We start from the raw sequence: 22,989 nt of genomic DNA on the forward strand, positions 1-22,989 counted from the left end.
GACCGATCTGTCGCATGCCTCAACAGACCGCCGCCATCCAACGCCCCCCTGCCGAAATCGCATATCGAGAGGAACTGGACGCCCTGCGTCGCACCGACAAGGGGCCACGTCCGCCCGGTTGGGCACTTTCGCTGCGGGCCGTCAAATCCTTCGTGCTCGGCGGTGATGGCGCGAGCGCCAAGCTCGTCGCTTCCCCCGCCCTCATCGAGCGCGCGATGGTCACGCTCGCCACCTCCCGCGCCCTTCTCCTCATCGGCGAGCCGGGCACGGCCAAGAGCTTTCTCTCGGAGCTGCTTGCCGCAGCCATCGGCGCGGATTCGACGCTGACGATCCAGGGCGGCGCATCGCTCACCGAGGACCAGATCAAATATGGCTGGAACTATGCGCTTCTCGTCAGCGAGGGGCCGAGCCGGCGCGCGCTCGTTCCGGCACCTTTGCATCGCGGCATGTCGGACGGCAAGATCGTGCGTTTCGAGGAAATCACTCGCTGCCCGCTGGAAGTGCAGGATACCCTGCTGTCGATCCTCTCGGACCGGGTCATGGCCGTGCCGGAGCTTTCCGGCGAGGACGGCATGGTCTTCGCCCGCGACGGCTTCAATGTCATCGCCACCGCGAACACCCGCGACCGCGGCGTCAATGAAATGTCGGCGGCGCTGAAGCGGCGCTTCAACTTCGAAACGGTCTTTCCTATCCGCGACGCGGACGAGGAACTGGCGCTGGTCAAGCGCGAGGCAGCAAAGCTGCTCGCCCGCTCCGGCGTGCCGGCCGCACCCGACGACGACGTGCTGGAAGTCCTCGTCACCTGCTTTCGCGAATTGCGTGACGGCCTTTCGGCCGAGGGCGGCATGGAGCGGCTGAGCTCCGTGATGAGCACCGCGGAAGCCGTCAGCGTCGCCCACGCCGTCGGCGTGCGCGGCCATTACATGCGCGGCGACCGCGGACGGCCTGAAGACATCATCGAATGCCTTGCCGGCACCGCCGCCAAGGACAATGCGGAAGATCTCACAAAGCTCCGGCGCTATCTGGAGCAGAAGGTATCGAAGCGGTCCGGCGAAGCTTGGAAGGCGTTTTATGCGGCTCGGCATCTTCTCACGCCCTGAGCGCAAGACCGCGCCGGCAGCGGGCGAACGGCTCGTCGTGATCGGCGTCCGGCACCATTCGCCTGCCTGCGCGCGCCTGGTCCGCCAGGCCATCGCGCGCCACCGTCCAGCCTTCGTGCTGATCGAGGGGCCGGCGGACTTCAATCCGCATCTTGCCGATCTCCGGCTCGACCACCAGCTGCCGCTTGCGATCTTCAGCTATCACGCGAGCCGGCACCGCAGCTTCGCTTCCTATTCGCCCTTCTGCGCCTATTCGCCGGAATGGGAGGCCTTGCAGGCCGCGTGGGAGGTCGGGGCGACGCCCCTCTTCTGCGACCTCCCGGCCTGGCATCCGGATTTCGGCGAGCGGGCCAACCGCTATGCCGATCCGCATGGTCGCCGCGCCGCCGTGGCCGAAGCTGCCGTCGCCGGTGCGCTTGGCGAGGATGGCCGCGATGCCGTCTGGGACGCGCTTGCAGAACAGGCGCCGGCCGACGAGCTGGAGCGCCGGCTGGACCGCTATTTCGACCTGCTGCGCCCGGAGGGCGGCGAGGACCCGCAGGAACTTTCCCGCGAGCGCTTCATGGCCGCCCATGCCGCCTGGGCGCTGAAGGAGGCGCAAAACCGCAAGGTGGTCCTCGTCTGCGGCGGCTGGCATGCGGAGGCGATACGGCGGCTGGCACGGGAGGCGGATGGGGAACGGCCTGCTGTCCCGGCCCCGACCGGCGACGAGCGCGCCGGAAGCTATCTCGTGCCTTACGATTACCGCCGGCTCGACCGCTTCACCGGCTACGCCTCCGGCATGCCCTCTCCCGCCTATTACGAACAGGTTTTCGCCCGTGGGCTGGATGCCGCCGCCGACTGGGCGGAAAACGCGATCGCACAGGCGATGCGGGCCGCCGGGCAGGTCGTCTCCACGGCCGATCGGGTGGCCTGGCACACCCATGCGCAGGCGCTCGCCATGGCACGCGGCCACCGTACGAGGCTGCGTTCGGATCTGCTCGACGCGGCACTCGCGACCCTCGTCAAGGATGGGCTCGACCAGCCTGCCGCCTGGAGCCGCGACGGCGCCGTGCGTGCCGGCACCCATCCCGCCCTCGTCGCGATGCTGAAGGCACTGACCGGCGAACGCCGCGGCCGGCTGGCGCCCGGAACGCGCCGGCCACCGCTGATCACCGACATCGAGATCCGGCTGGCAGAGGCGGGGCTGACGCCCGACCATCGCGCCCGCCAGATCGAACTCGACTGGAACGTTGCGGCCGACCGGGAGCGCGCCCACACGCTGAACGCGTTGCGGCTTCTCGGCATGCCCGGTCTGGAACGGCTCGAAGGTCCGCTGGCGCCCCGCACCGCCGCCCCGCGGGAAACCTTCCGTCTGGTCCTCCATCGCGATGCGGAAGGCACGCTGATCGAGGCGTCGCGCTGGGGCGGCACGTTGCCGATGGCGGCGGCCGCGCTCCTCAGCGATCGCGCGGCGCAAGCCGGGGGCGACCTTAAAATCCTCTCCCTTTGCCTGGCCGATGCACTGTTTGCCGGATTGCTCGTTCTCGAAAACGACCTGACCGCTCAGCTCGCGCAGGGCATCGCGCTGTCGCACGACATGGGCGCCATCGGCGCGGCGGGCCGCCTGGCCGTCCAGTTGCATCGCTTCGGCGAGATTTTCGGCATCGCCGCGCGGCAAGCACTCGGCGAGTTGTGCGAAGCCGTCTTCGACAAGGTGTTGCAGACCGCGGAGTCCATCCACAACGACGAGGAGGGCCTGCGCGCCATTCCGGCATTCGCCGCCTGCCGCGACATGCTGCGCGATTGCCCGGACCTCGATATCGAGCGCGACGCCTTTCTGGCGACGCTCGGCCGGTGCCTGGCGAATGCGGAAACGGCACCTGCCGTTGCCGGCGCGGCCCTGGGCACGCTCGTGGCCTGCGGTGAAGGCGGCGCCTACGATGTCGCCGGCCGCATGCACCGTTTCAGCCGGCCCGACCAGCTCGGCGATTTCCTGTCGGGGCTGTTTGCGCTGGCGCGCGAGGAGATTGCCGCCGACACGGCCGTCATCGACGCTGTCCGCGCCCTGATTGACGGCTGGCACGACGATGCCTTCCTAACGGCGCTCCCTGCCCTCCGGCAGGCCTTCGCGTTTTTCCCGCCACGCGAGCGGGAGCGGCTGTCGCGCGTCATCCTTCGCGCCCATGGCGCGAGCGAGGCGCAAGCGGAAATCCAGGCGCTGGAATGGATGCGCCAGCCGGCACACGTCACCGACCAGGCGGCGGCACTGGCACTCGAAGCGATCGTCGCCCGGCGTCTTGCCGATGCCGGGCTGGTTTGATGATGAGATGAGGATGGACAGCATGGAACGCTACGAACTCGTCGAGGGAACCTCCTCTAAATTCTGGGAAGCTGCCGTCGCAGGAACCCGGCTCACGGTGCGTTTCGGGCGGATCGGGACGCAGGGCCAGACGAAGGACAAGGACTTCGACAGCGCCGAGGATGCCGAGAAGGAAAAGAAGAAGCTCGTCAAGGAGAAGACCGGCAAGGGCTATGTGCTGGCGGCAAACGGTGCGGCCGCGCCCGCCGCCCCTCAACCGAAACCCCAACCCGCCGAAGCGAAGACGGAAAAGCCCGCGCCGGCAGCGGCAGCCGAGATCGAGGAAAAGCCGGTCGCCGAGACGCCTCAGGAGCGCGCTCCCGAACCGGCTCCGCCGGAGATTCATCTGGACGAGGCCCAGCTCGACACGTTGCTGGGGGAGCCGCTCGCCACCCGCTCACGTCCGCATCCACATCTCGACGCGGCCGGCGCCTGGGCGCAACTCGTCACCGACCTGCAAAGCATCAAGCCGCTCGTTCGCAAGGAAGGTGTCGAGGCCCTAGCCTGGCTGTCGGAGAGGATGGGCGAAACCGGCCCGAAGGACCCTGCCTCCGGCGGCGCCGTCGGCTGGCTGAAATCGAAGTTTGCCGGAAAGGCGGCGGCGAGCCTCGACCCCGCGGAAGCGCAGAAGTGGATCTCACAGATCCTTCTTGCGAGCGACGGCCTGGTCATGGGGCAGAAGGGCCGCGAGGACAAACGGGCGGCGAGCCTCTTCACCCTGCGCGCCTTCTTCTTCTGGCTTTTCGGCACGGGCGGTGTCGAGGCCCTGATCGAAGCCGTGCTGCCCTCCATCGGCAATGTCCGCAAGGGCCGCCATGGCTATGACACGTCCTCCTGGAGCGCGCCGTTCGATCTTGCCCTGCGCGATGTACTGACGTCGCTGCCGCAGCAGGACTACGAACAGGCGATCGGCCTGTTGACGCCGGTCTATCACGCCGAGCAGGACTGGATGAAGAAAACCATCTACGCCTTCGTCCTGGGCGATGACCGTCCGGTCACGCACGACCTCACGCCGCTTTCCGTCCTCAACCAGGCTGCCGCCAGCGGCGAGGATGTCGGTGCGTGGCTTTGCATGGTGCCGCTGATCGTCGACGCGCCGCCGTCCGCGACGAGCAAATGGCGCGCAAAACGCTCCTATTTCATGTATTTCACCTATCTCGACGTCCCGCTCTCGGACATCGCGGCCAGCATCATCGCCAATGCGCGGCATTACGGCGAGACGCCGCTGCCCATGCTCGACTGGATGCTCCACTATGGCTACGAAGCACAGCGCACGACGCTGGCCCGCATCATACTCGCCACCGGCGACGACACGGCGCTGACCGTGCTCCTGCCCTATCTGCATGAAAAGTGGATCCGCGCAGCACTCGACGAGGCAATGGCGGCCAATCCGGCGCTCGGCCTGCGCCAGCACCTCGTGACGCTCGCCGCGGGACGAAACGAACCGGTTGTCCGCGCCCGGGTGATGGATCTCATCAAGCAATATCCGGCACAAACCCTGAAGGCCTGGGCCGGCAGCGGCCGGCCGCTTGCCCAGTTGGAGCGGCTGCTTGAAACCAACAATGTCCCGCTTGCCGCGCCCGAAAGCCTGCCAGGGGTCCTTAAGGATCCGCCATGGCGCAAGAAGGCCGTCAGGAACGAAGACACGGTGCTTGATCTCAAGCCGGTCGCGACACCTTTCCGCTATCACCGCGAGGAGCCCCTCCCGGAAGAAAACCGCTGGCGCCATTCGCGCGCCCGCATCGTCAAGACAACGGAGGAGCTGATCAAGGCGATCCGTGAGTTCGAGGCGAAGGAACTCTCCGACTGGTACAAGGTGCCGCGGTCGCTCTCGGTGCCGCAGCCCGGCGACGACGAGGAGCAGGTGCTCGCCTTTGTCGCGCAGCGTGTGAGCGAAATCCACAACGCCCGCTCCTATGCGCTGACCGTGAGCGGATGGAACACGCTGATCGATGCCGTCGAGCAGCAGCCCGACAGGCTGGCGATGACGCTTTGGGGATGCCCGGGCGTCCTGGCGAGCTATTTCATGGGCGATGTCTATCCACGCATGATGGCCCGCTTCGGCGAGAGGGCGCTTCCCGGCCTGCTGCGCCAGGTCGAAAGCGACCCGATCGGCATGCTCGACAAGGTGAAGGACGTCGATGCGGCGGAGCTCGCCCCGCTCGCCGCACGCGCACTGCTCAAGCTCAAGAAGGCCCGGCTGCCGGCCATGCACTGGCTGCGGAGCCATCGCCAGACGGCGATCACCCGGCTCATCCCCGACGCCGCCGGCAGGAAGGGCGCGGCACGCGATGCCGCGGAACATACGTTGCGCTGGCTGATTGCCGACCGGGCGGAGACGCGCGAGGAAATCGAAGCGATCGCCCGCACCTACGAGGCGCAGTCCGCCGACGTGCACAAGGCGCTCGCCGAGGTTCTGGACCGCGACCCGCTCGGCCGTTACCCGGCACGCATCGCCAAGCTGCCCGCCTGGTTCAAGCCCGCCGCTCTTGCCCGCCCGGCCCTGAAGGCGGGCGGCGCGTTTCCGGACGAAGCGGTCACCGCCCTTGCGGAGATGGTGTCGTTTTCCACGCCGGAAGCCATCTATGCCGGCATCGACGTCGTCAAGGACACGGCGAACCCCGACAGCCTCGCCCGCTTCTCCTGGGACCTGTTTTCCGCCTGGCTGGCGGAGGGTGCGCCGGGCAAGGATGGCTGGGCGCTGCGGGCGATCGGCTGGCTCGGCGACGATGAATGCGCCCGCCAGTTGACCCGGCTGATCCGCAAGTGGCCGGGCGAATCCGCCCACCAGCGCGCCGTGACCGGTCTCGACGTGCTGGCCGATATCGGCACCGACGTCGCCCTGATGAACCTCAACGGCATCGCCGAGAAGCTGAAGTTCAAGGGCCTCCAGGAGCGGGCGCGCGAAAAGATCGCCGTTCTCGCCGAGGCACGCGACCTGACGCCGGAGGAACTGGCCGACCGGCTGGCGCCGGACCTTGACCTCGACGAGCGCGGCGGCATGGACCTCGACTTCGGCCCACGGCGCTTCCGTGTCGGTTTCGACGAGTTCCTGAAGCCCTGGGTGAAGGACGAAACCGGAAAGCGGCTGAAGGACCTGCCGAAGCCGGCGAAATCGGACGACGGAGAGCTTTCCGCCACCGCCGTCAAGACGTGGGCGGCCTTGAAGAAGGATGCCCGCGCGGTTGCGAGCCTCCAGATCACGCGGCTGGAAAACATGCTCTCGACCTCGCGGCGCGTGGCCCCGGATGTCTTCTGGACCTTCTTCGCTAGCCATCCGCTGATCCGCCACCTCACCCAGCGCCTGGTCTGGGGCATCTATGGCGACCGCGATCCGCGCACCGCGCCGACGACGGTCTTCCGGGTCTCGGACGATCTTTCCGTCACGAATGCCGCCGATGACACGCTTGATCTCGATTTTTCGGCGAGCGCGCCGGGCTTCATCGGGCTCGTTCATCCGTTGCATTTGCCGGCGGGAGGGCTCGATGCCTGGGGTGCGCTGTTCGGCGACTACGAGATCTCGCAGCCCTTCGCGCAGCTTGGCCGGGAGATCCACACGCTGAGCGAGACGGAAAAGACCACGCGCGAAATCGACCGCTTCGAAAACCTCAAGGTGGAATCGGCCCGCATTCGCGGCATGGCGTCCCGCGGCTGGCAGCTTGGCTCGCCGCAGGATTCAGGCTGCATCTGGTGGTTGGAGCGGCCTGTCCGGTTCCAGGACGGCACGACGAAGGACGCGATGTTCTACTTCAGTGACGGCCTCTTTGCCGGCGCGGCGGATTTCGAGGACAAGCTCCAGACCCTCGGCAAGCTCTCGCTGGAGCAACCCTATGGCAACAAGGGTGGCACCAGGACCTTCGGTGAGCTGGACCCGGTGACGGCGAGCGAGATGCTGCGCGGGCTGGCGCTGCTTGCGGAAACGGCGGTGAAATGACGGTGACGGCCCTCGATGCCCTGACACGGTGGCGCCTCGTCCTCGGCGAGGCGGCGGATGGAGCCTGCCGCTCCGCCGGCGGCGCGCTTGCCGGCGAGACGCTCGCCATGGATGCGGCGCTCGACTGGCTCTACGGGCGCGAGGAGGAGGACGGCACGCGCAACATCGCGCGTCAGGGCGGGCGCGGCGGCTCCGCGCTGACGACGCCGCAATGGATCAACGACATCCACCGGCTCTTCCCAAAGGAGACCATCGAGCGGCTTGAGCGCGACGCGATCGAGCGTTATGCGATCGACGACGTGGTGACGAACCCGGACGTGCTGGCGCGCGCCGAGCCGAACGAGACGCTGCTGAAAGCGGTGCTCCGCACCAAGCATTTGATGTCGCCCGACATCCTCGTGCTGGCGCGCAAGCTGGTGCAGGAGGTCGTGCGCCAGCTGATGGAAAAGCTCAGCCGCGAACTGACGCTAGCCTTTTCCGGGGTGGTGGACCGGCGACGTCACAGCCGGTTCCGCATCGCCAGCGACCTCGATTTCCGCCGGGTGGTGAAGGACAATCTCAAGCACTACGATCCCGAGACACGCAAACTGACCGTCGAAAGGCTGCATTTCTTCGCCCGCAACCAGCGGCACATGAAGACCTGGCAGATCATCCTGCTCGTCGACCAGAGCGGCTCCATGCTGGATTCGGTGATCCATTCGGCGGTGACCGCCGCCTGCCTTTGGGGGCTGCCGGGCGTTCGCACCCACCTCGTCGCCTTCGACACCAATGTCGTCGACCTCACGAAGGATGTGGACGATCCCTGCGAGCTGCTGATGAAGGTGCAGCTCGGCGGCGGCACGGACATACAGGGCGCCGTCGCCTATGCGGCCGGCCTCATCGAACAGCCGGAGCGGGCGATCGTCGTTCTGATCTCGGACTTCTACGAAGGCACAAGCCCTGCCATGCTCGAACAGCGTGTCGCCTCGCTCACCGCCCAGCGCACCCTGGTACTCGGTCTTGCCGCGCTCGATTCGGAAGCGGCGCCCGCCTACGATCGCGAGATGGCGCGCCGGCTGGTTGCCGCCGGGGCGGAAGTGGGCGCGATGACGCCCGGCGAGCTGGCCGGCTGGCTCGCCGAAAAGATCGGACGCTAGCGCATGGCCCGTTCCGACCTGATCGCGCTGACCGATGAAGGGCTCGTGCAGCTTTCCAATGCGGGCCTCGTCAAGCGGGCCGTTCGCGAGCTTGCCGCCGGAAGCGGACCTGCCATTGCGGAAGCGGCCGACGGCACGATTGAGGCCCGCTTTTCCGACGGCACGCTGACCCGCCTCACCCCCGACCAGGGTCTCGCCGATGCGAGCTGCACCTGCCCCTCCTCGGGTGTGTGCCGCCACCGCATCATGCTGGCCGTCGCCTATCGGGCGGAAAGGGCGGAGGCGACGGGCTCGGATGCGCCGGCAACACCAAACTGGAACCCTGCCGCGCTGGACCCGGGCATCTTCGAGGCAACGCTGGCACCATCGACGAAAGCGGAACTCTCCCGCCTCATGGCGTCCCGCCACACGGTCCGGCTCGAATATGGACAGACGCCCACGGCGCATCTGCCGATGGCGAGCGTGCGCTTCCTCGTGCCGGACGACCTGTCCTATGCCCGCTGCGACTGCGTGGAGGGCCAGCGCTGTGCCCATATCGCGCTGGCGATCCGCGCCTTCCGGGCAGCCGATGGCGGCAGGGAAACGGCGATCGGCGGCGGCCACGCCGCGGACAGCGGCGGCTCCAGCGAAAAGCTCCGCGAGGCATGCGACGCGGTCGTTTCCCGCCTCATCGAGGCCGGCATCACGGCCGGGCCGGCTGCCTATGAGCAATCGCTCGCGGCCGCGCACCGCCATGCCGAGGCGCTCGGCGCGGCGCAGATGCTTCTCGTGCTCGGCGCGCTGCGCGAACAGATAGACGCCTATGAAAGCAGGAGCGCCCGTTACGACGAGCGGGCCGTGCTCCGGCTTGCCGCCGAGCTTTTCGCCCGCACGCGGGCCGGCGACGCCGCCAGTGCGCTTGGCCTCGGCGAACCCTTCGAAACCGCCATGGGCAAATCGCGCCTCGTCTCGCTCGGTGCCCGGCTCCGGCAGGAGGGCACGGATATCCGCGCCTCCATCCTGCTCGCCGACAGCGACATGGGCGCCACGATGCTGATCGAGAGACTCTTCTCGCCACTGCCCGCGGACCGCGACACCTTCCAGGCCTCGGTGGTGCGCCGGCAGATGGCGCCGGGCCTGCCGGTTGCCGGCATCGGCCGCGGGCAGATTCTCACCAGCGTCGCACGCCGCAGGGCCGATGGCCTGCTCGGCCTCGGCAGCGGCAGCGGCGGGCGCACGCAGGTCATGTCGCGCGACGCGGTCTTCGCCTTCCCCCGGCCGCTCGCAACGACACGGCTTGCCGAGGTCGCGGACGCGCTTTCCGCCCGCCCCATCGCACTGCTGCGGCCACGCAGGCTGTGCGACGCGGTGCATGTCTTCGAGGTGGAGGCGGTCCTCGGCCAGTCCTGGGCGCCCGGAAGCCAGATATGGGAGGCCGCGGTGCGCCTCAGGGGCGACGGCGGCGTCCTCTATCTGGAGCGCGAATTCGATGCCGGCGCTCCCGGCGCGACCGGCGTGCTGGCCGCCGCGCTCGACGGCGCGTGGGGCGCGCTCCGCCAGGTGGCCGGGCCGGTGAGAATGGAAAGCGGCGCGCTCGTCTGCACGCCATGGTCGCTTTCGGCCGATCGCTTCATCGTTCCCGATCTCGATGTCGCCGAAGAGCAGGATAGCGTGATCCCTGCGGCGATGGATGCGCGGTCTGACCTGCTGGACGAGACCGAGCGGCTCCTCAGCGGTGTGCTGCACGCCGGAAGCCGCGCGCGAAGTGCCGTCGATGCCCTCGCCGCTTCGCTCCACGCCCGGCTTGACGGCGCCGGCTACCGCGCCATGGCCGAGCGGCTTTCCCTTTGGAGACAAGCGCCGGCAGCGGACCACACCGAGTTTTGCCGTGCCGCGATCTGGCTTCTGACAGTGCAGGAAAGCCGCGCATGGAACCAGCCGACCTCCAGCGACCGTATCGAGTGACTAGAGAGATGTCTTTGCTCGCGAATTTATCGGTTTGTCCCGCCGTCTCCACCTTGCCGACACCATAAGCGAAACAATTTCCAGGCAGATCATGACATTTCCAACCATCACGCTTCCAGCCCGCGCTCTCACCATCAAGCGCGGGGTCATTTCCACGCCGCTCGCCTACTATTTCTCCACGCCGATCCTGCTCGTCATCGCCGTGTTCATGGTGATGACAGAAGGCCCCGGCATCCTTCGCGACTACAAGATCAGCCAGAATCCGCTTGTCCTCCAGAATGCCGATATCAACGGCAAGTGCACGACGCGCAAAGCCGTCTTCACCACCTGCGAGGTCGATCTTACCTATGACTACGACGGTCAGCGGTACGAGAAGGACGTCGAGGTGATGTTCGTCGATTTCCACACCGGCGACTACGAGACCGGCGCCGTGATTTCAGCCGACAAGCCGGATCTCGCTACAATCAGCCTCGGCCTCGACATGCTGTGGAACCGGATCATCACGCTTTCCGCCTTCGCCATCCTGCTGGGCGGCGGGTCGCTGGCGATGATCTTCCTGGCCCTGCGCATCCTGCGGGTGCGCGCACAATTGCGGCATCCGGCAGTCCTGACGCCCATCCCTGTCGAGATCACGGCCATCGACAACAAGCGCAAGCGCCTGTCGGTCACCTATGCGGACAGGCTGAGCGAGCGGAAAACGAAACGCGTGGCCTATACCCGTTTCGAGGCTGGACAGGAGCCGATCATCGTAGGCGATGCCGGCAACAACGCGGTGGCACTGGCGGTCTGGCACGGCAACACCGCCCTGCCCGTTCTTCTCGACGACCGGCTGGAGCGGATCGACATGTCCGACCAGGAGCGCGCCGACGCGCTCGCGCCACTTTTGGCAGCAGCCGCGTCGGGCGCTGGCCAGCCGGCGGTCGCACGACCTGTCGCGACGCCGCCCAAGGGAATGTCCCTGGCACGGCGCATTGGCCTTTTTCTCATCGTTCTGGTTCTGCTCGTCGCCGGCATCTTCGGCTACTGGCTCTGGTACGTCACGAGTGCACCGTCACAGTACAATTCGCCCGGCATGGACATCAACAACATGATGCCCGAGGCGCTCAACCGATGGGGTTGCAGCCAACTGCAAAAACGCTTCGGCGATGGACCGGCGCCTTTCGGATGCACTGCCGCTGATTATCAGAGCTGGAAATGACGAAAGCGCTACGCGCGTCGAAGCCCATGAAAAACATCATGGGCTTCGACGCGCAGCTATCTCTCCTAATCAGAATTCTTCCCAGGAGTCGTTCTGGACTGCGACGGCGGCCGAACCCTTTGTCCCGAAGGCACTGGCGATGCGGTTGACCATGTTGCGGGCGGGGGAGTGCGATGGAGCGGCCTTGGCGGCGGGTGCAGCCCGGCGCGTGGAGTGACCTGCGGACGCACCGCTTCCCAACTGGAACTGCCCGACCAGTTCACGCAGCCGGGTCGCTTCATTGGCCAGCGTCGCGCCGGCGGCGTTGGCTTCTTCCACCATGGCCGCATTCTGCTGGGTCACCTGGTCCATCTGGTTGACGGCCGTATTGACCTCCGTCAGCCCGATCGACTGCTCGCGCGACGAGGTCGCAATCGCGTCCATGTGCTGGTTGATCGAGACGATATAGCCCTCGATCGTTCGCAACGCCTCGCCCGTCTGGCTTACCAGATGAACGCCGTTTCCAACCTCGGCAGACGAATTGCGGATCAGGTCCTTGATTTCCTTGGCGGCCGTCGCCGAGCGTTGCGCAAGCTCGCGGACCTCCTGGGCGACCACCGCGAAGCCCTTGCCGGCATCGCCGGCGCGCGCGGCTTCGACGCCGGCGTTCAGCGCCAGCAGGTTGGTCTGGAAAGCGATGTCGTCGATGACGCCGATGATGCTGGAAATCTGGTTCGACGACTGCTCGATCTTGCCCATGGCATCGACCGCGTTCGCGACGACATCCCCCGACTGACGGGCGCTCTGGTTCGCCTGAATGGCGACCGTGCGCGCCTCGTCGACGCGCTTGGAGGAGTTGCCGACATTGGTCGTGATCTGGTCGAGCGCCGCGGCCGTTTCCTCAAGCGAGGCAGCCTGCTGCTCGGTACGCTTGGAGAGATCGTCGGCGCTTTGGCTGATCTCGCGCGATCCGCTGTCGATGGAGCCGGTCGCATCCGCAACCGCGGCCATCGTATCGCGCAGCTGTGCGACGGCGCGGTTGAAGTCGCTGCGCAGGCTTTCGAATTCCTCGGTGAACGGCTGGTTCAGCTGGACGCCGAGATTGCCGGAGGCGAGCTGCTGCAGCCCGGAGGCAAGGCCGTTGGTCGCCTGCGCCATCGCGTCCCCGCGGACACGATCCTGCTCGGCGGCAAGACGCCGATGCTCCTCGGACTCGCTGCGCTGGGCTTCCGCCTGGCGTTCCAGGTCACGCGTCTTCAGGCCGTTGTCCTTGAACACCTTGACCGCGCGGGCCATCGCGCCGACTTCGTCGCGACGGGCATCGCCTTCGATGGTCGCCGTGAGATCACCGGCCGCCAGGCTCGTCATCGTTCCCGTGAGGCGGCCGAGCGTGCCGGCCAGCGAGCGGGCGAAGAGAAGGAAGCCGAGAAGCGACAGGAGCGAAACCACGCCGGTGCCGATGACCGTCATCCACAGGGCCGTCTTTCCTTCGTCAACGATCGAGCTGACGTCGGACGCGATCTCCAGGATACCGATCTTGGCGCCGGAGTAATTGTTGAACGGCACCGCCTTGACGACAAATGTCGCGTCGTTGGACACGACCTGCTTTTCAAGCGCCTCCCCGTCGAAGGCGGCCTTCAGGTCGTCGTCGGAGAGGAACACGGAATCCGTCGTTGAAGCTTGCTTTTCCAGTTTGCCGTCGACGAGGATATGGACCACGACGGCGCCGCCGATCCGTTTTGCGAGGGGCTCGAAATAGGCGTTCGCCAGGCTGGTCCCGACATCGACAACGCCCACCGTCTGGCCGCCGCTGATGACCGGAGCCGAAGCGAACATGCTGACGGCCGTGCGGCCGGGCTCTATGCCCGCCACGAGCTTGCCGCTGGACAGCGCCTCCACGATGGTCTTGCGGCGCCCCTTCATGTCGTCGCCGAATTTGTCCGGCGTGTGGATGCGGGCGACGGCCTCGCCATTCGCATTGACGAACGTCATCAATTGCAGGCCGCCGTCACGCACGACGGCCGGCAAGGTCGGCGCGTGCCGGGCGACAATCTCGTCGCGGGCGTTCCTGGTGATCAGGTCGGCGACCTCGGGCTCGCCCGCAACCATCAGTGCGAGGGCGGACGCGGCCTTGCGCTGGGCCGCCATGTCCGTTTCGATGAGGGCGAGGTCGCTCGCGATTTCGCGCTGCAAGGCGTCGTTGGTCGCGATCGATTGCCGATACCAGGCCGTGCCTCCGATCGCGACACTGGAAAACAGAACGGCTGCGAAACCGCAGGCCGTGATCGTCATCCACAGAGGGCGTCTAATCTCGACTTCAGGCATTGAATCCCCACCTTGGCACAACTTGAGTTGCATTACTGATGCGGAGTAATCCTTCAATTTTGAGTAAATTCTTCCAGGCGAAAAATGCATCGCAATTTCTTGTAGCCGGCAGGCCGTTTCAGCTCGCGATCGCCTCCCGCCTCCACTGGCGCAGCTTCGGCCCGAAGATCAGCCAGCTCACCAGAACGAGGTTCACGATGTTCCACAGGAAGCCGTGCAGGAAGGCGAGACGGTAGGAGCCGGTGGCGTCGAAGATGTAGCCGGCGGCGAGCCCCCCGCACGCCATGCCGAGCACGGTTGCCATCAAAACCAGGCTGATGCGGATGCCGGCCTCGCGCGGCGGCAGGAACTGGCGGATGATCACCGCATACATCGGCACGATGCCGCCCTGGAACAGCCCGAACAGGCCGGAGATCACATAGAGCGACGACCGGCTGTCGAAGAACAGATAGAGCAGCAGCGCCGCCGCCTGCATGGACGAGCCGAGGATCAGCATCGGGCCAGCGCCGATCCTGTCGGCGACGACCCCGGAAGCCAGGCGGCTGACGACGCCGAGCCCGAGCATCAGCGCGATGATCTGCGTGCCCACGGCGACGCCATAGCCGAGATCCCCGCAATAGGCGACGATATGGACCTGCGGCATCGACATCGCCATGCAGCAGGCAAAGCCGGCGACGACGAGAATGGCCTGTAACACATTCGGCTTCAGGCCGAGCTCGTTGCGCGCCGCTTCGGTTGCGGCCTCGGCCTCGGCGTAGCTGGCCGTCTGTACACGCCGCTTCAGCAGCAGACCGATCGGGACCATAACCAGAGGGATGAACAGGCCGATGCCGATATGGGTGGCCCGCCAGCCTTGCGTGGCCTGGAAATGCTCGATGATCAGCGGCCACACCGCGCCGGAGAGATAACTGCCCGAGGCAGCAAAAGCGACCGCGAGCGCCCGGTGCTTGCGGAACCAGTGAGAGAGGTCGGAGATGAGCGGCGCGAAACCGGCGGCCGAACCAAGGCCGATCACCACCGACAGAGCGGCGAATTGCCAGATATTGCTGGTGAAGGCGGCCAGGACATAGCCGATGCAGAGCAGGAATGCCCCCAGCAACACAGGCAGGACGATGCCGACCCGATCGGCCAGGCGCCCCATCGCCACCCCGCCGAAGGCAAAGCCCAGCATGGTGCAGGTATAGGGCAGCGAGGCACCGCCGCGCACCGTGTCAAACTCGATCTGGAGCGTCGGCAGCAGCACCACGACGGACCAGTTGCCGACGCAGGCAACAGTGCCGAGAATGAGCGTGAGCACCAGCCGCAGCCAGGCATAAGCGGAATCTACCTCGCCGGGGACAAGGTCTCCTGGCGCCCCAATTTGCTTTCCCGATAATGCCATGCTTGGTCTCTCCTCGACTCAGTCTGCACACTGAACGTTCTTGGATTGCCGTCAAGGATCATCCGCTTTGGAACGGCGCGGCGTGAACAGCAGATCAAGACCTCAACGCGGTTTGAACTCGATAAGCAACGATTTGAGTTCGATTTCGCGCACGCGGCGCGCGGCCTCGTCCGGGCTGACCCAGGCGATCGTGCGTTCGCCCTTTTCCTTGAACTTCTCGGCGAAGGTCGTCGCTTCGATCTGGAAGACATCGACGATGCAAGGGGCGACGTCGCCGTCGTCCAGCAGTTTCAGATAGGTGTAGCAGCCCACGGGTTTCTTGCGGATCTTTCCGCTGATGCCGGCTTCCTGCAAGGCTTCGATCGCCGCCGCCTCAAACGGCTTCTTGCCTTTCATGGGCCAGCCTTTGGGAATGATCCACCGGCCGCTGTCGCGCGAGGTGACGACAAGGAGTTCGAAGCCCGATCCGTCCGGAACGTAGCGAAAGCACAGGGCACCATATTGCTGGCGAAACGCCCCCGAAAACAGCTTCTCGGGGGTTTCGGCGAGCTTCTGCAAAAGCGTTTTTGATTTGGCGGCCTTCGGCGCCTTCGCCTTCTTGATCGCTTTCGGCTCCTCATCCGCGGGGTAATTCGGCCACTTTACCGCACCTGCAGGGGCAAGGCGACGAGAGCGGGTTTGTCCATTCCATACGCGAACGAGCCGGGCAAGAACAAGTTGCAGCAGCGTGCAGGCGGGAGAATTGCCCGCGGGCTGTGATGTCAGCCACGCTCCTTGCGCACGACGTCCATGAACGCCTGCGCCCGCTGCGGATCGACGGCATTCCATGTATGGCCATCGACTTTGAGCGAGGAGCCCACGACGCAACCATCGGCGACCTTCAGCACATCGATCACCGTGGCATGTTTCACGCCGGTATTGGCGAGCACCGGCGTATCCGGCAGCGCGTTCTTCACCGATTGCAGGTCGACCATTTTCGCCGATTCCCCGGTGATTGCGCCCGAGACCAGAACGGCATCCGGGATCGACGAGAAAACGGCCGAACGCGCCCGGTCCGCCAGGGGACGGTTGTCGATCGAAGCCGCAAATTCCGCTGAGACATTGTTGAGAATGACCAGGTCCCTGCGGTCGAGTTGCCGCGCACGCCGCATGGCGCGCCCGGCATTCGGGGTCCACGGCCCCATGTCCGAGGCATAGGTGCCGGTAAAAATCTCGCGCACGAACGAGGCGCCGGTCGCCGCGGCCAAGGTGACGGTGCTGTCCGGGTCCCACAGCACATTCACGCCGAAGGGCTTTTCGATCTTTTCGACAAGACGCCCGATCACGAAGGCCATGGCCGAGGTGGTGGCGATATCGACCTTCAGTTCATAGGGACGATCGTTTTCATTCCCGAACATCACGGCATCGACGCCGGCTGCTTGCAAAGCCTCCAGATCCTTCAAGGCGCCGTTGTAGATGCCTTCGATCCCGGCATCGGCATCGTAAAGCGGCGTTCCGGGCATCGGGTTCAAATGAACCATCGCGATAACCGGTTTAATGCCGGGAAAAAGCTGGGCGAATTTCGTCATGGTGTACTCCGTTATCCGCCAGCCGAAGGTGCGGGGCGGTTATGATTGCAGGGGAAAGGATCCGTTTTCCGGCATTCGGTCAGTCCGGCCTGCCTGTCGATATCCATTTGAACATAACCAAACAAAAATCTTTTCATTGCGCAACAAAAATGTTTTATTATGTTCGAAACGGCCAGAAAATGTGTTTTATTATGTTCGATACGTACCGACCTCCCCCACTGAACGCCGGAAATCCTGGGAGAATGCCTGATAGATGTGCTACCCGCTGGGAAACAAAACGCCCCGCCAGACCTTGAGACAGGCACACAGATGACGCAGTCCGAACAGAAGATCGCCACCTCCCCTTCGTCCGCACGAGAACGCACACGAGCGCCGGCACGCGCGCGTCTGGCCCGTATTCTGGAAAGGCTGAACGAAGGCGGATCGATCTCGGTCACGGATATCGCGCAGGAATTTGGCATTTCGGACATGACCGTGCGCCGCGACCTGGCGGAGCTGGAGCGCGACGGATTGCTCGAACGCGTTCACGGCGGCGCGGTAGGGCTGAAGCGCGGGCCGCTTGAGGTGATCGACGATGCCGAGCCGGCGTTCGAGGCCCGCACGCGCCAGAACGCCGAGCGAAAGGCCCGCATCGCGCAAGCGGCTGCCCGCCATGTCGCCGGGCGCAAAGCGATCGCTTTCGACCTCGGCACGACCGTTCTGGCTGCCGCCAATGCCATCGTAGAGGCCGGGCCGGATCCGCAACTGCGCGCCTTCTCCAACAGCCTGCATGTCGGCATGACCATGGCGCGGGCCGGCATCGCCACCTACATGAGCGGCGGCCTGATCCGCGCCGAGGAAATGTCGCTGACCGGCAAGGAGGCCGTGGACGGGTTCTCCCGCTATTATTTCGACGTCGTGCTGCTCGGCGCCTCGGGCATGACGGCCGAAGGCGTTTTCGATTATTCGCCCGAGGAGGCGGCGGTAAAGTCCGTCTTCCTTCAGCGCTCGGCCGAGCGTGTGCTGCTGATGGACAGCAGCAAGTTCCGCCGGATTTCGACGGTTCTCATCGCCACGCTTTCTGAAATCTCGACGCTGATCACCGATGCGCCGCCGCCGCCGGACCTTGCCACCGTGCTGGCCTCGGCGGGCGTACGCGTGCTCGTCGCCGATCCCTCGCACCTTCCGGAACGATCCCTGGAATGACCGTTTTTCTTGGCCTCGACATCGGCACCACCTCGACCATCGGCATCCTTGTCGATACCGCAGGCAACATCCTGTCGCTCGCTTCGCGGCCGGTGACACTCTACTCCGAGAAACCGGGATGGGCCGAAGAGGAAACGGAGCAGTGGTGGCAAAACTGCTGCGCGATCATCCCGGACCTGCTGGCCCAATCGGGCATCGAGGCCACGCGCATAGCAGGAATCGGCGTGGCGGGAATGCTCCCCGTAACCGTGCTGCTGGACGATGCAGGGCGTCCGCTGCGCCGGTCTATTCAGCAAAGCGACGCTCGTGCCGGAACCGAGGTCGAGGATATCCGGCGCGAAATCGACGAGGCCGCCTTTCTCGAAGCGGCCGGTTGCGGGGTGAACCAACAGCTTGTCGGCGCCAAGATCCGCTGGCTCGCGCGGCATGAGCCGGAGATGCTGGCGCGGGCAAAGACGTTGCTCGGCTCGTACGACTACCTCAATTTCCGGCTGACCGGCAAAGCGGCGGTGGAACAGAACTGGGCGCTCGAGGCGGGGATCATCAATCTTGCAAGCGGTGCGATCGATCTCGCCCAGGCGGAAAGAACCGGAATCCCCGGACATCTCCTCCCGCCGCTGATCAGGTCCTCGGCAATTCTGGGCCGGGTCACCGCAGCATGTGCCCGCGAGACCGGACTTGCAGAAGGCACGCCAGTCGTTGGCGGCGCGGCAGACATGATCGCGTCCTGCCTCGGGGCGGGCGTCGTGAGCAATGGCGACGTACTTCTCAAATTCGGCGGCGCCGTGGATATCCTGACTGCGACCGACGTGCTCCGTCCCGATCCACGCCTCTTTCTCGATTACCATCTGGTCCCCGGTCTCTGGATGCCGAACGGCTGCATGTCGACCGGCGGGTCCGTCCTGAACTGGTTTGTCGAGACATTCGCGGGCGCAATCGAACCCTTGAACGGCTCGCGCCATGCGGCGCTGGATGCGATGGCCGCCGACCGCCCGGCCGGGGCTTTGGGCCTGACTTTCCTGCCCTATCTGCTGGGAGAAAAGACCCCGCTGCACGACCCCTGGGCACGGGGTTCGCTGAACGGACTGACGCTGTCGCACGATCTGGGCCATATCTGGCGCGCGGTGCTGGAATCCTATGCCTATGCAATCCGCCACCATATCGAAACCTTCAACGAGGCAGGGCATCGGACCAGCCGTTTTCTTGTCTCGGATGGCGGAGCGAAATCCTCCGTCTGGATGGGCGTCGTCTCCGACGTTCTCGGCCAGCCGCTGCAACGCCTCACCGGACATCCCGGCTCCTGCCTTGGAGCAGCATGGGTCGCCGCCGTCGGCCTCGGCGCCGCAGAATGGAATGGCATCGCCGCCTTCACCACCAGGGACACAGTGTTCAACCCAACCCCCGGCAATCGCGAAATATACGACCGCGGCTACGCCGCCTTCCGGGACCTCTACCGCCGCCTGCAAAGCGTGCAATCATGAGGATCAGCCGTTGACGCCGGCTGAGATGGAACTGCGTCGCTAGCTCGTTCTCGGCGCCATTCCCGACGACGTTTGATCGCATAAGGACCGGCGCGACAACGTGGAGTATGTGCTCGGCGAGAGAATGACGGATTTTCTCGAAACCACGAATGATCAGGCTTAATCGCGCCTTGACACTGCAAAAATTCCGTCGTTACATGTTGCATGTTATAACAAGAAACGAGCGATCGACATGCAACCCCCCTTGTACGTGAAGATCCTGACGCACCTCGTTCTGGGGCTCGCGAGCGCCGTCATTCTGCTGCCGCTTCTTTGGGTTCTGAGGACCTCATTCGTCGATCGCGTCATCGCCTACAAGCTGCCGCCGGAGCTCTTCTTCACGCCGACACTCGACAATTATCGGACGATCCTGACGGAGATGGAATTCGGGAAGTTCTTCCTGAACAGCATGGTCGTCGCATCGACGTCGACGCTGTTGGCGGTCATCATCGGGGCGATGGCGGCCTATGCGATCGATCGGTACAGGGCTGGCGGCAGCGCCATGCCGATGATCATCCTCGCGACACAGATGATGCCGCCGATCGTCCTCGTCATCCCTTTCTTTCTGATCTTCAAGAATATCGGCCTGACGGATTCGCGCCTCGGCCTGATATTCGCCTATCTCGCATTCAACCTGCCCTACGTCGTCTGGCTGCTGCTGAGCTTCATGAAGCGTGTGCCGCGGGAGCTTGACGAGGCAGCTCTCATCGACGGCTGCACGCCGCTGACGGCCTTCGTGCGGATCGTGGTTCCGGCGATGCTGCCCGGCATCGGCGCCGCGACGATCCTCAGCTTCGTGCTTTGCTGGAACGAGTTCCTTTTCGCCCTGATGCTCACCGGCCAGCAGACGAAGACCTTGCCGGTTGCGGTCTCAAGTCTGGTGACCCAGCAGGGAACGGCAATCGGCGCGGTAAGTGCCGCCACCATCCTCGCCATGCTTCCCATGGCGCTCCTCTATTTCGCAGTCCGCCGGTTCCTGGTGGCGGGGCTCAATGCGGGCGCGGTCAAAGGATGAACGAATAACAAGACAGAACGGAGCAAAAAGCTCTGCAACCCCCTTCAGATGGAGAACGTTTATGTCACGGTTTTATAAAGCCAGCCTGCTGGCCACGGTCGCTTGCGTCCTTGGTGCCACGTCCGCCTTCGCCAATCCGGCAGAGGTTTGCAAGGACGTGACCCTGAACATGTTGCTCGAAACGGTTCCAGACACCGTCGCGCTGCAGAAGGTCGCCCCGGAATTTGAGGCACTTTCGGGCGCGAAGGTCAACATCGAGGCCGTCAACTACTCGCTCATGCATGAAAAGCTGGTCCCAAGCCTCACGGCCTCGTCCGGAGCCTACGACGTCCTCGTCGTTGACAGCTACTGGGTCGGCGAATTCGTCACGGCAAAATGGATCCAACCGCTCGACGAACGCATCGCCAAGGATGGCGTCGATACGTCCGTCTACTTCCCGGCGCTGATGGATATCAACGGCAAGATCAAGGGAACGACCTATATGCTGCCGTTCTGGCAGTATGCCATGGGCCTTCTCTACCGCAAGGACATCGTGGAAGCGCCCGAATTCCAGGCGGCCTACAAGACCGAGTTCGGCCGCGACTGGCGCTTGCCGGAAACGCTCGAGGAATATGCGGAGCTTGCGAAATGGGCGGGTAAGTTCACGGGCAAGGCGGGCGCTGCCATGTCCGGCCAGCGCGCGGACCCCGTCGTCATGGAAGCAACGAACTACGTCTTTTCGCTTGGTGCCGATTTCTACAATCGCGAGGACTGGGTGCCGACCTTGAACTCCCCCGAAGGAATCAAGGCTGTCACCGTCTACGCGGATCTGATCAACAATGCCGCGCAGCCCGGCGCCCTGGGCGCCAACTTCGACGACGTCGCCAATGCCCTCAAGCAGGACAAGGCGGTCTTCGCGATCACCTACCTCTTCCTGATGCCGACGCTCCAGGATCCGAAGGAATCGCTCGTCGTAGACAAGATCGGGTTTGCCAGGATGCCCGGCGAAGACAGTCTGCTTGGTGCATGGGGATGGGCCGTTCCGAGCAATGCGTCAAACCCGGATTGCTCCTGGGAGTTCATCAAGTGGGTGGAATCCAAGGACATCGCGCTGAAGCGCGGTATCGCAGGCGGCCAGCCGACGCAGACCTGGATCTATGAAAACGCCGACTTCATCAAGGCGTGGCCGGCGATGGCAGCGGTCGGTGACGCGCTCGCCCATGCGAAGGGCCTTCCGGTCATGTCGCGTGCGACCCAGCTTGTCGAAGTGTTCGCGGAAGTGATGGGCGACGTGCTGGCGAACGGCACTGATCCCGCGACGGCCATCACCAATGCGGAAGACAAGCTTGCGGCGCTTACCCGAGGCGATCCGCTCCTGAAGTAAGCCAGGCTCTGCCTGCGCTCACGCCCGCCGCCACGCTCGAACTGGCGGCGGGCCGGTCTGACTGTAGCTGGATCATGATGACATGAAATCTGCGACCACCTCCATGAATCTGCGGGCGCCACACCTCGCTCGAAAGGGCGACGAACTTTCCCTCGGTTTCTACAAGTTCGTCTTCATGACGCCGACCATTCTCGTCATGATGCTGGTCGTCGCGGCGCCGTTGCTCTACTCGTTCTACCTCAGCCTGCACGAGTATATCGTGACCTATGGCCAGGGACCCTTTATCGGCCTCGGCAACTACGTCCTTCTGATGGGACGGGAGTTTGCGGGCGTCTCATGGGTCACGATGAAACTCACGGTCAGCGTGGTGGTGATCGAGTTCCTGATCGCCTTCAGTTTGGCGCTCCTGCTCAATCAATCCTGGCTGCGGTTTCGCGAGTTCTACCTCGTCATCCTGATGCTTCCCATGCTGATGACGCCGGTCGCCGTCGCGCTGATGTTCCGGTTGATGTTCAATCCAAATCTCGGGATTATCAACTGGCTCCTGAGCCTCGTCGGCATCCCAGCACAGGGTTGGTTCGGAGATCCGAACCTGGCGCTCGCGACCGTCATCTTCGTCGATGCCTGGACCGAGACGTCGCTGATGCTGATCATGCTCTATGCCGGCTTGCGGTCGCTGCCGCAGGATCCGGTCGAGGCGGCACGGATCGATGGCGCGAATGCCTGGCAGATCCTCCGGCACGTCACGCTGCCGACGCTCCGACCCGTCATCCTTGTCACGCTGCTGATCCGCATGATCACGGCCCTAAAGAGCTACGACCTCATCTATATCCTCACCCAGGGCGGCCCCGGAAAGACGACAGAAACGATCAGTTTCTACGCCTATCGCCTGGGCTTCCGCTTTCTCGATATCGGGCAAGCCGCGGCCGTCTCGTTCATCCTGCTTATTGCCGTCGTTGCGCTCACGCTCGTCCTGCTGCGCATACTGAGGGAGAGGTAA

The 22,989-nt window shown here is 64.8% G+C and carries 15 protein-coding genes; 11 read left to right on the top strand and 4 right to left on the bottom strand.

Annotation, left to right across the window (positions count from 1 at the left end; genetic code table 11):
- Positions 1-14: 14 nt before the first annotated feature.
- The 6 genes from GB927_RS03820 (at position 15) to GB927_RS03845 (ending at position 11,653) form a co-directional block, all read left to right on the top strand.
- Positions 15-1,100, top strand: coding sequence for an ATP-binding protein (locus GB927_RS03820; protein ID WP_256115251.1), 1,086 nt, complete (start codon positions 15-17; stop codon positions 1,098-1,100).
- On the top strand, positions 1,072-3,402 hold the full coding sequence (locus GB927_RS03825; RefSeq protein ID WP_256115252.1) for a DUF5682 family protein: 2,331 nt from the start codon (positions 1,072-1,074) through the stop codon (positions 3,400-3,402). Before GB927_RS03820 ends, GB927_RS03825 begins: the two co-directional genes overlap by 29 nt.
- A 22-nt stretch (positions 3,403-3,424) precedes the next feature.
- The gene (locus GB927_RS03830) at positions 3,425-7,375 is read left to right on the top strand and encodes a DUF4132 domain-containing protein (RefSeq protein WP_256115253.1); all 3,951 of its coding nucleotides are present in this window, start codon (positions 3,425-3,427) and stop codon (positions 7,373-7,375) included.
- A complete protein-coding gene (locus tag GB927_RS03835; RefSeq protein WP_256115254.1) occupies positions 7,372-8,511 on the top strand; it encodes a VWA domain-containing protein in 1,140 nt (379 codons plus the stop codon). The genes GB927_RS03830 and GB927_RS03835 overlap by 4 nt, the downstream gene beginning before the upstream one ends.
- Positions 8,512-8,514: 3 nt before the next feature.
- Positions 8,515-10,455: a YehQ family protein gene (locus tag GB927_RS03840; protein ID WP_256115255.1), complete on the top strand. Its 1,941-nt coding sequence runs from the start codon at positions 8,515-8,517 to the stop codon at positions 10,453-10,455.
- Between the two features lie 91 nt (positions 10,456-10,546).
- Positions 10,547-11,653 carry a hypothetical protein gene (locus GB927_RS03845; RefSeq protein ID WP_256115257.1) on the top strand — a complete coding sequence of 369 codons (1,107 nt, stop codon included), beginning with the start codon at positions 10,547-10,549 and terminating at the stop codon, positions 11,651-11,653.
- Between the two features lie 69 nt (positions 11,654-11,722).
- On the opposite strand, the gene GB927_RS03850 is transcribed toward GB927_RS03845, so the two are convergent.
- The 4 genes from GB927_RS03850 to GB927_RS03865 form a co-directional block, all read right to left on the bottom strand.
- Complete coding sequence (locus tag GB927_RS03850) at positions 11,723-13,957, bottom strand: methyl-accepting chemotaxis protein (protein WP_256115258.1); 2,235 nt, start codon at positions 13,955-13,957, stop codon at positions 11,723-11,725.
- A gap of 118 nt (positions 13,958-14,075) precedes the next feature.
- Positions 14,076-15,338 carry an MFS transporter gene (locus GB927_RS03855; protein ID WP_256115259.1) on the bottom strand — a complete coding sequence of 421 codons (1,263 nt, stop codon included), beginning with the start codon at positions 15,336-15,338 and terminating at the stop codon, positions 14,076-14,078.
- A gap of 102 nt (positions 15,339-15,440) precedes the next feature.
- Positions 15,441-15,941, bottom strand: coding sequence for an NUDIX hydrolase (locus GB927_RS03860; protein WP_256115421.1), 501 nt, complete (start codon positions 15,939-15,941; stop codon positions 15,441-15,443).
- Between the two features lie 158 nt (positions 15,942-16,099).
- A complete protein-coding gene (locus GB927_RS03865) occupies positions 16,100-16,906 on the bottom strand; it encodes a BtpA/SgcQ family protein (protein WP_256115260.1) in 807 nt (268 codons plus the stop codon).
- Between the two features lie 309 nt (positions 16,907-17,215).
- Between GB927_RS03865 and GB927_RS03870 the strand changes: the two genes are divergently transcribed.
- The 5 genes from GB927_RS03870 (at position 17,216) to GB927_RS03890 (ending at position 22,989) form a co-directional block, all read left to right on the top strand.
- Complete coding sequence (locus GB927_RS03870; protein ID WP_256115261.1) at positions 17,216-18,091, top strand: DeoR/GlpR family DNA-binding transcription regulator; 876 nt, start codon at positions 17,216-17,218, stop codon at positions 18,089-18,091.
- Positions 18,088-19,572, top strand: coding sequence for an FGGY-family carbohydrate kinase (locus tag GB927_RS03875; protein WP_256115262.1), 1,485 nt, complete (start codon positions 18,088-18,090; stop codon positions 19,570-19,572). Before GB927_RS03870 ends, GB927_RS03875 begins: the two co-directional genes overlap by 4 nt.
- Before the next feature lie 232 nt (positions 19,573-19,804).
- Complete coding sequence (locus GB927_RS03880) at positions 19,805-20,626, top strand: carbohydrate ABC transporter permease (RefSeq protein WP_256115264.1); 822 nt, start codon at positions 19,805-19,807, stop codon at positions 20,624-20,626.
- A 61-nt stretch (positions 20,627-20,687) separates the two neighbouring features.
- On the top strand, positions 20,688-21,989 hold the full coding sequence (locus tag GB927_RS03885; RefSeq protein ID WP_256115265.1) for an extracellular solute-binding protein: 1,302 nt from the start codon (positions 20,688-20,690) through the stop codon (positions 21,987-21,989).
- 82 nt (positions 21,990-22,071) lie between these two features.
- A complete protein-coding gene (locus GB927_RS03890; protein ID WP_256115266.1) occupies positions 22,072-22,989 on the top strand; it encodes a carbohydrate ABC transporter permease in 918 nt (305 codons plus the stop codon).

Source organism: Shinella lacus, assembly GCF_010994755.1.
Lineage (GTDB): Bacteria > Pseudomonadota > Alphaproteobacteria > Rhizobiales > Rhizobiaceae > Shinella > Shinella lacus.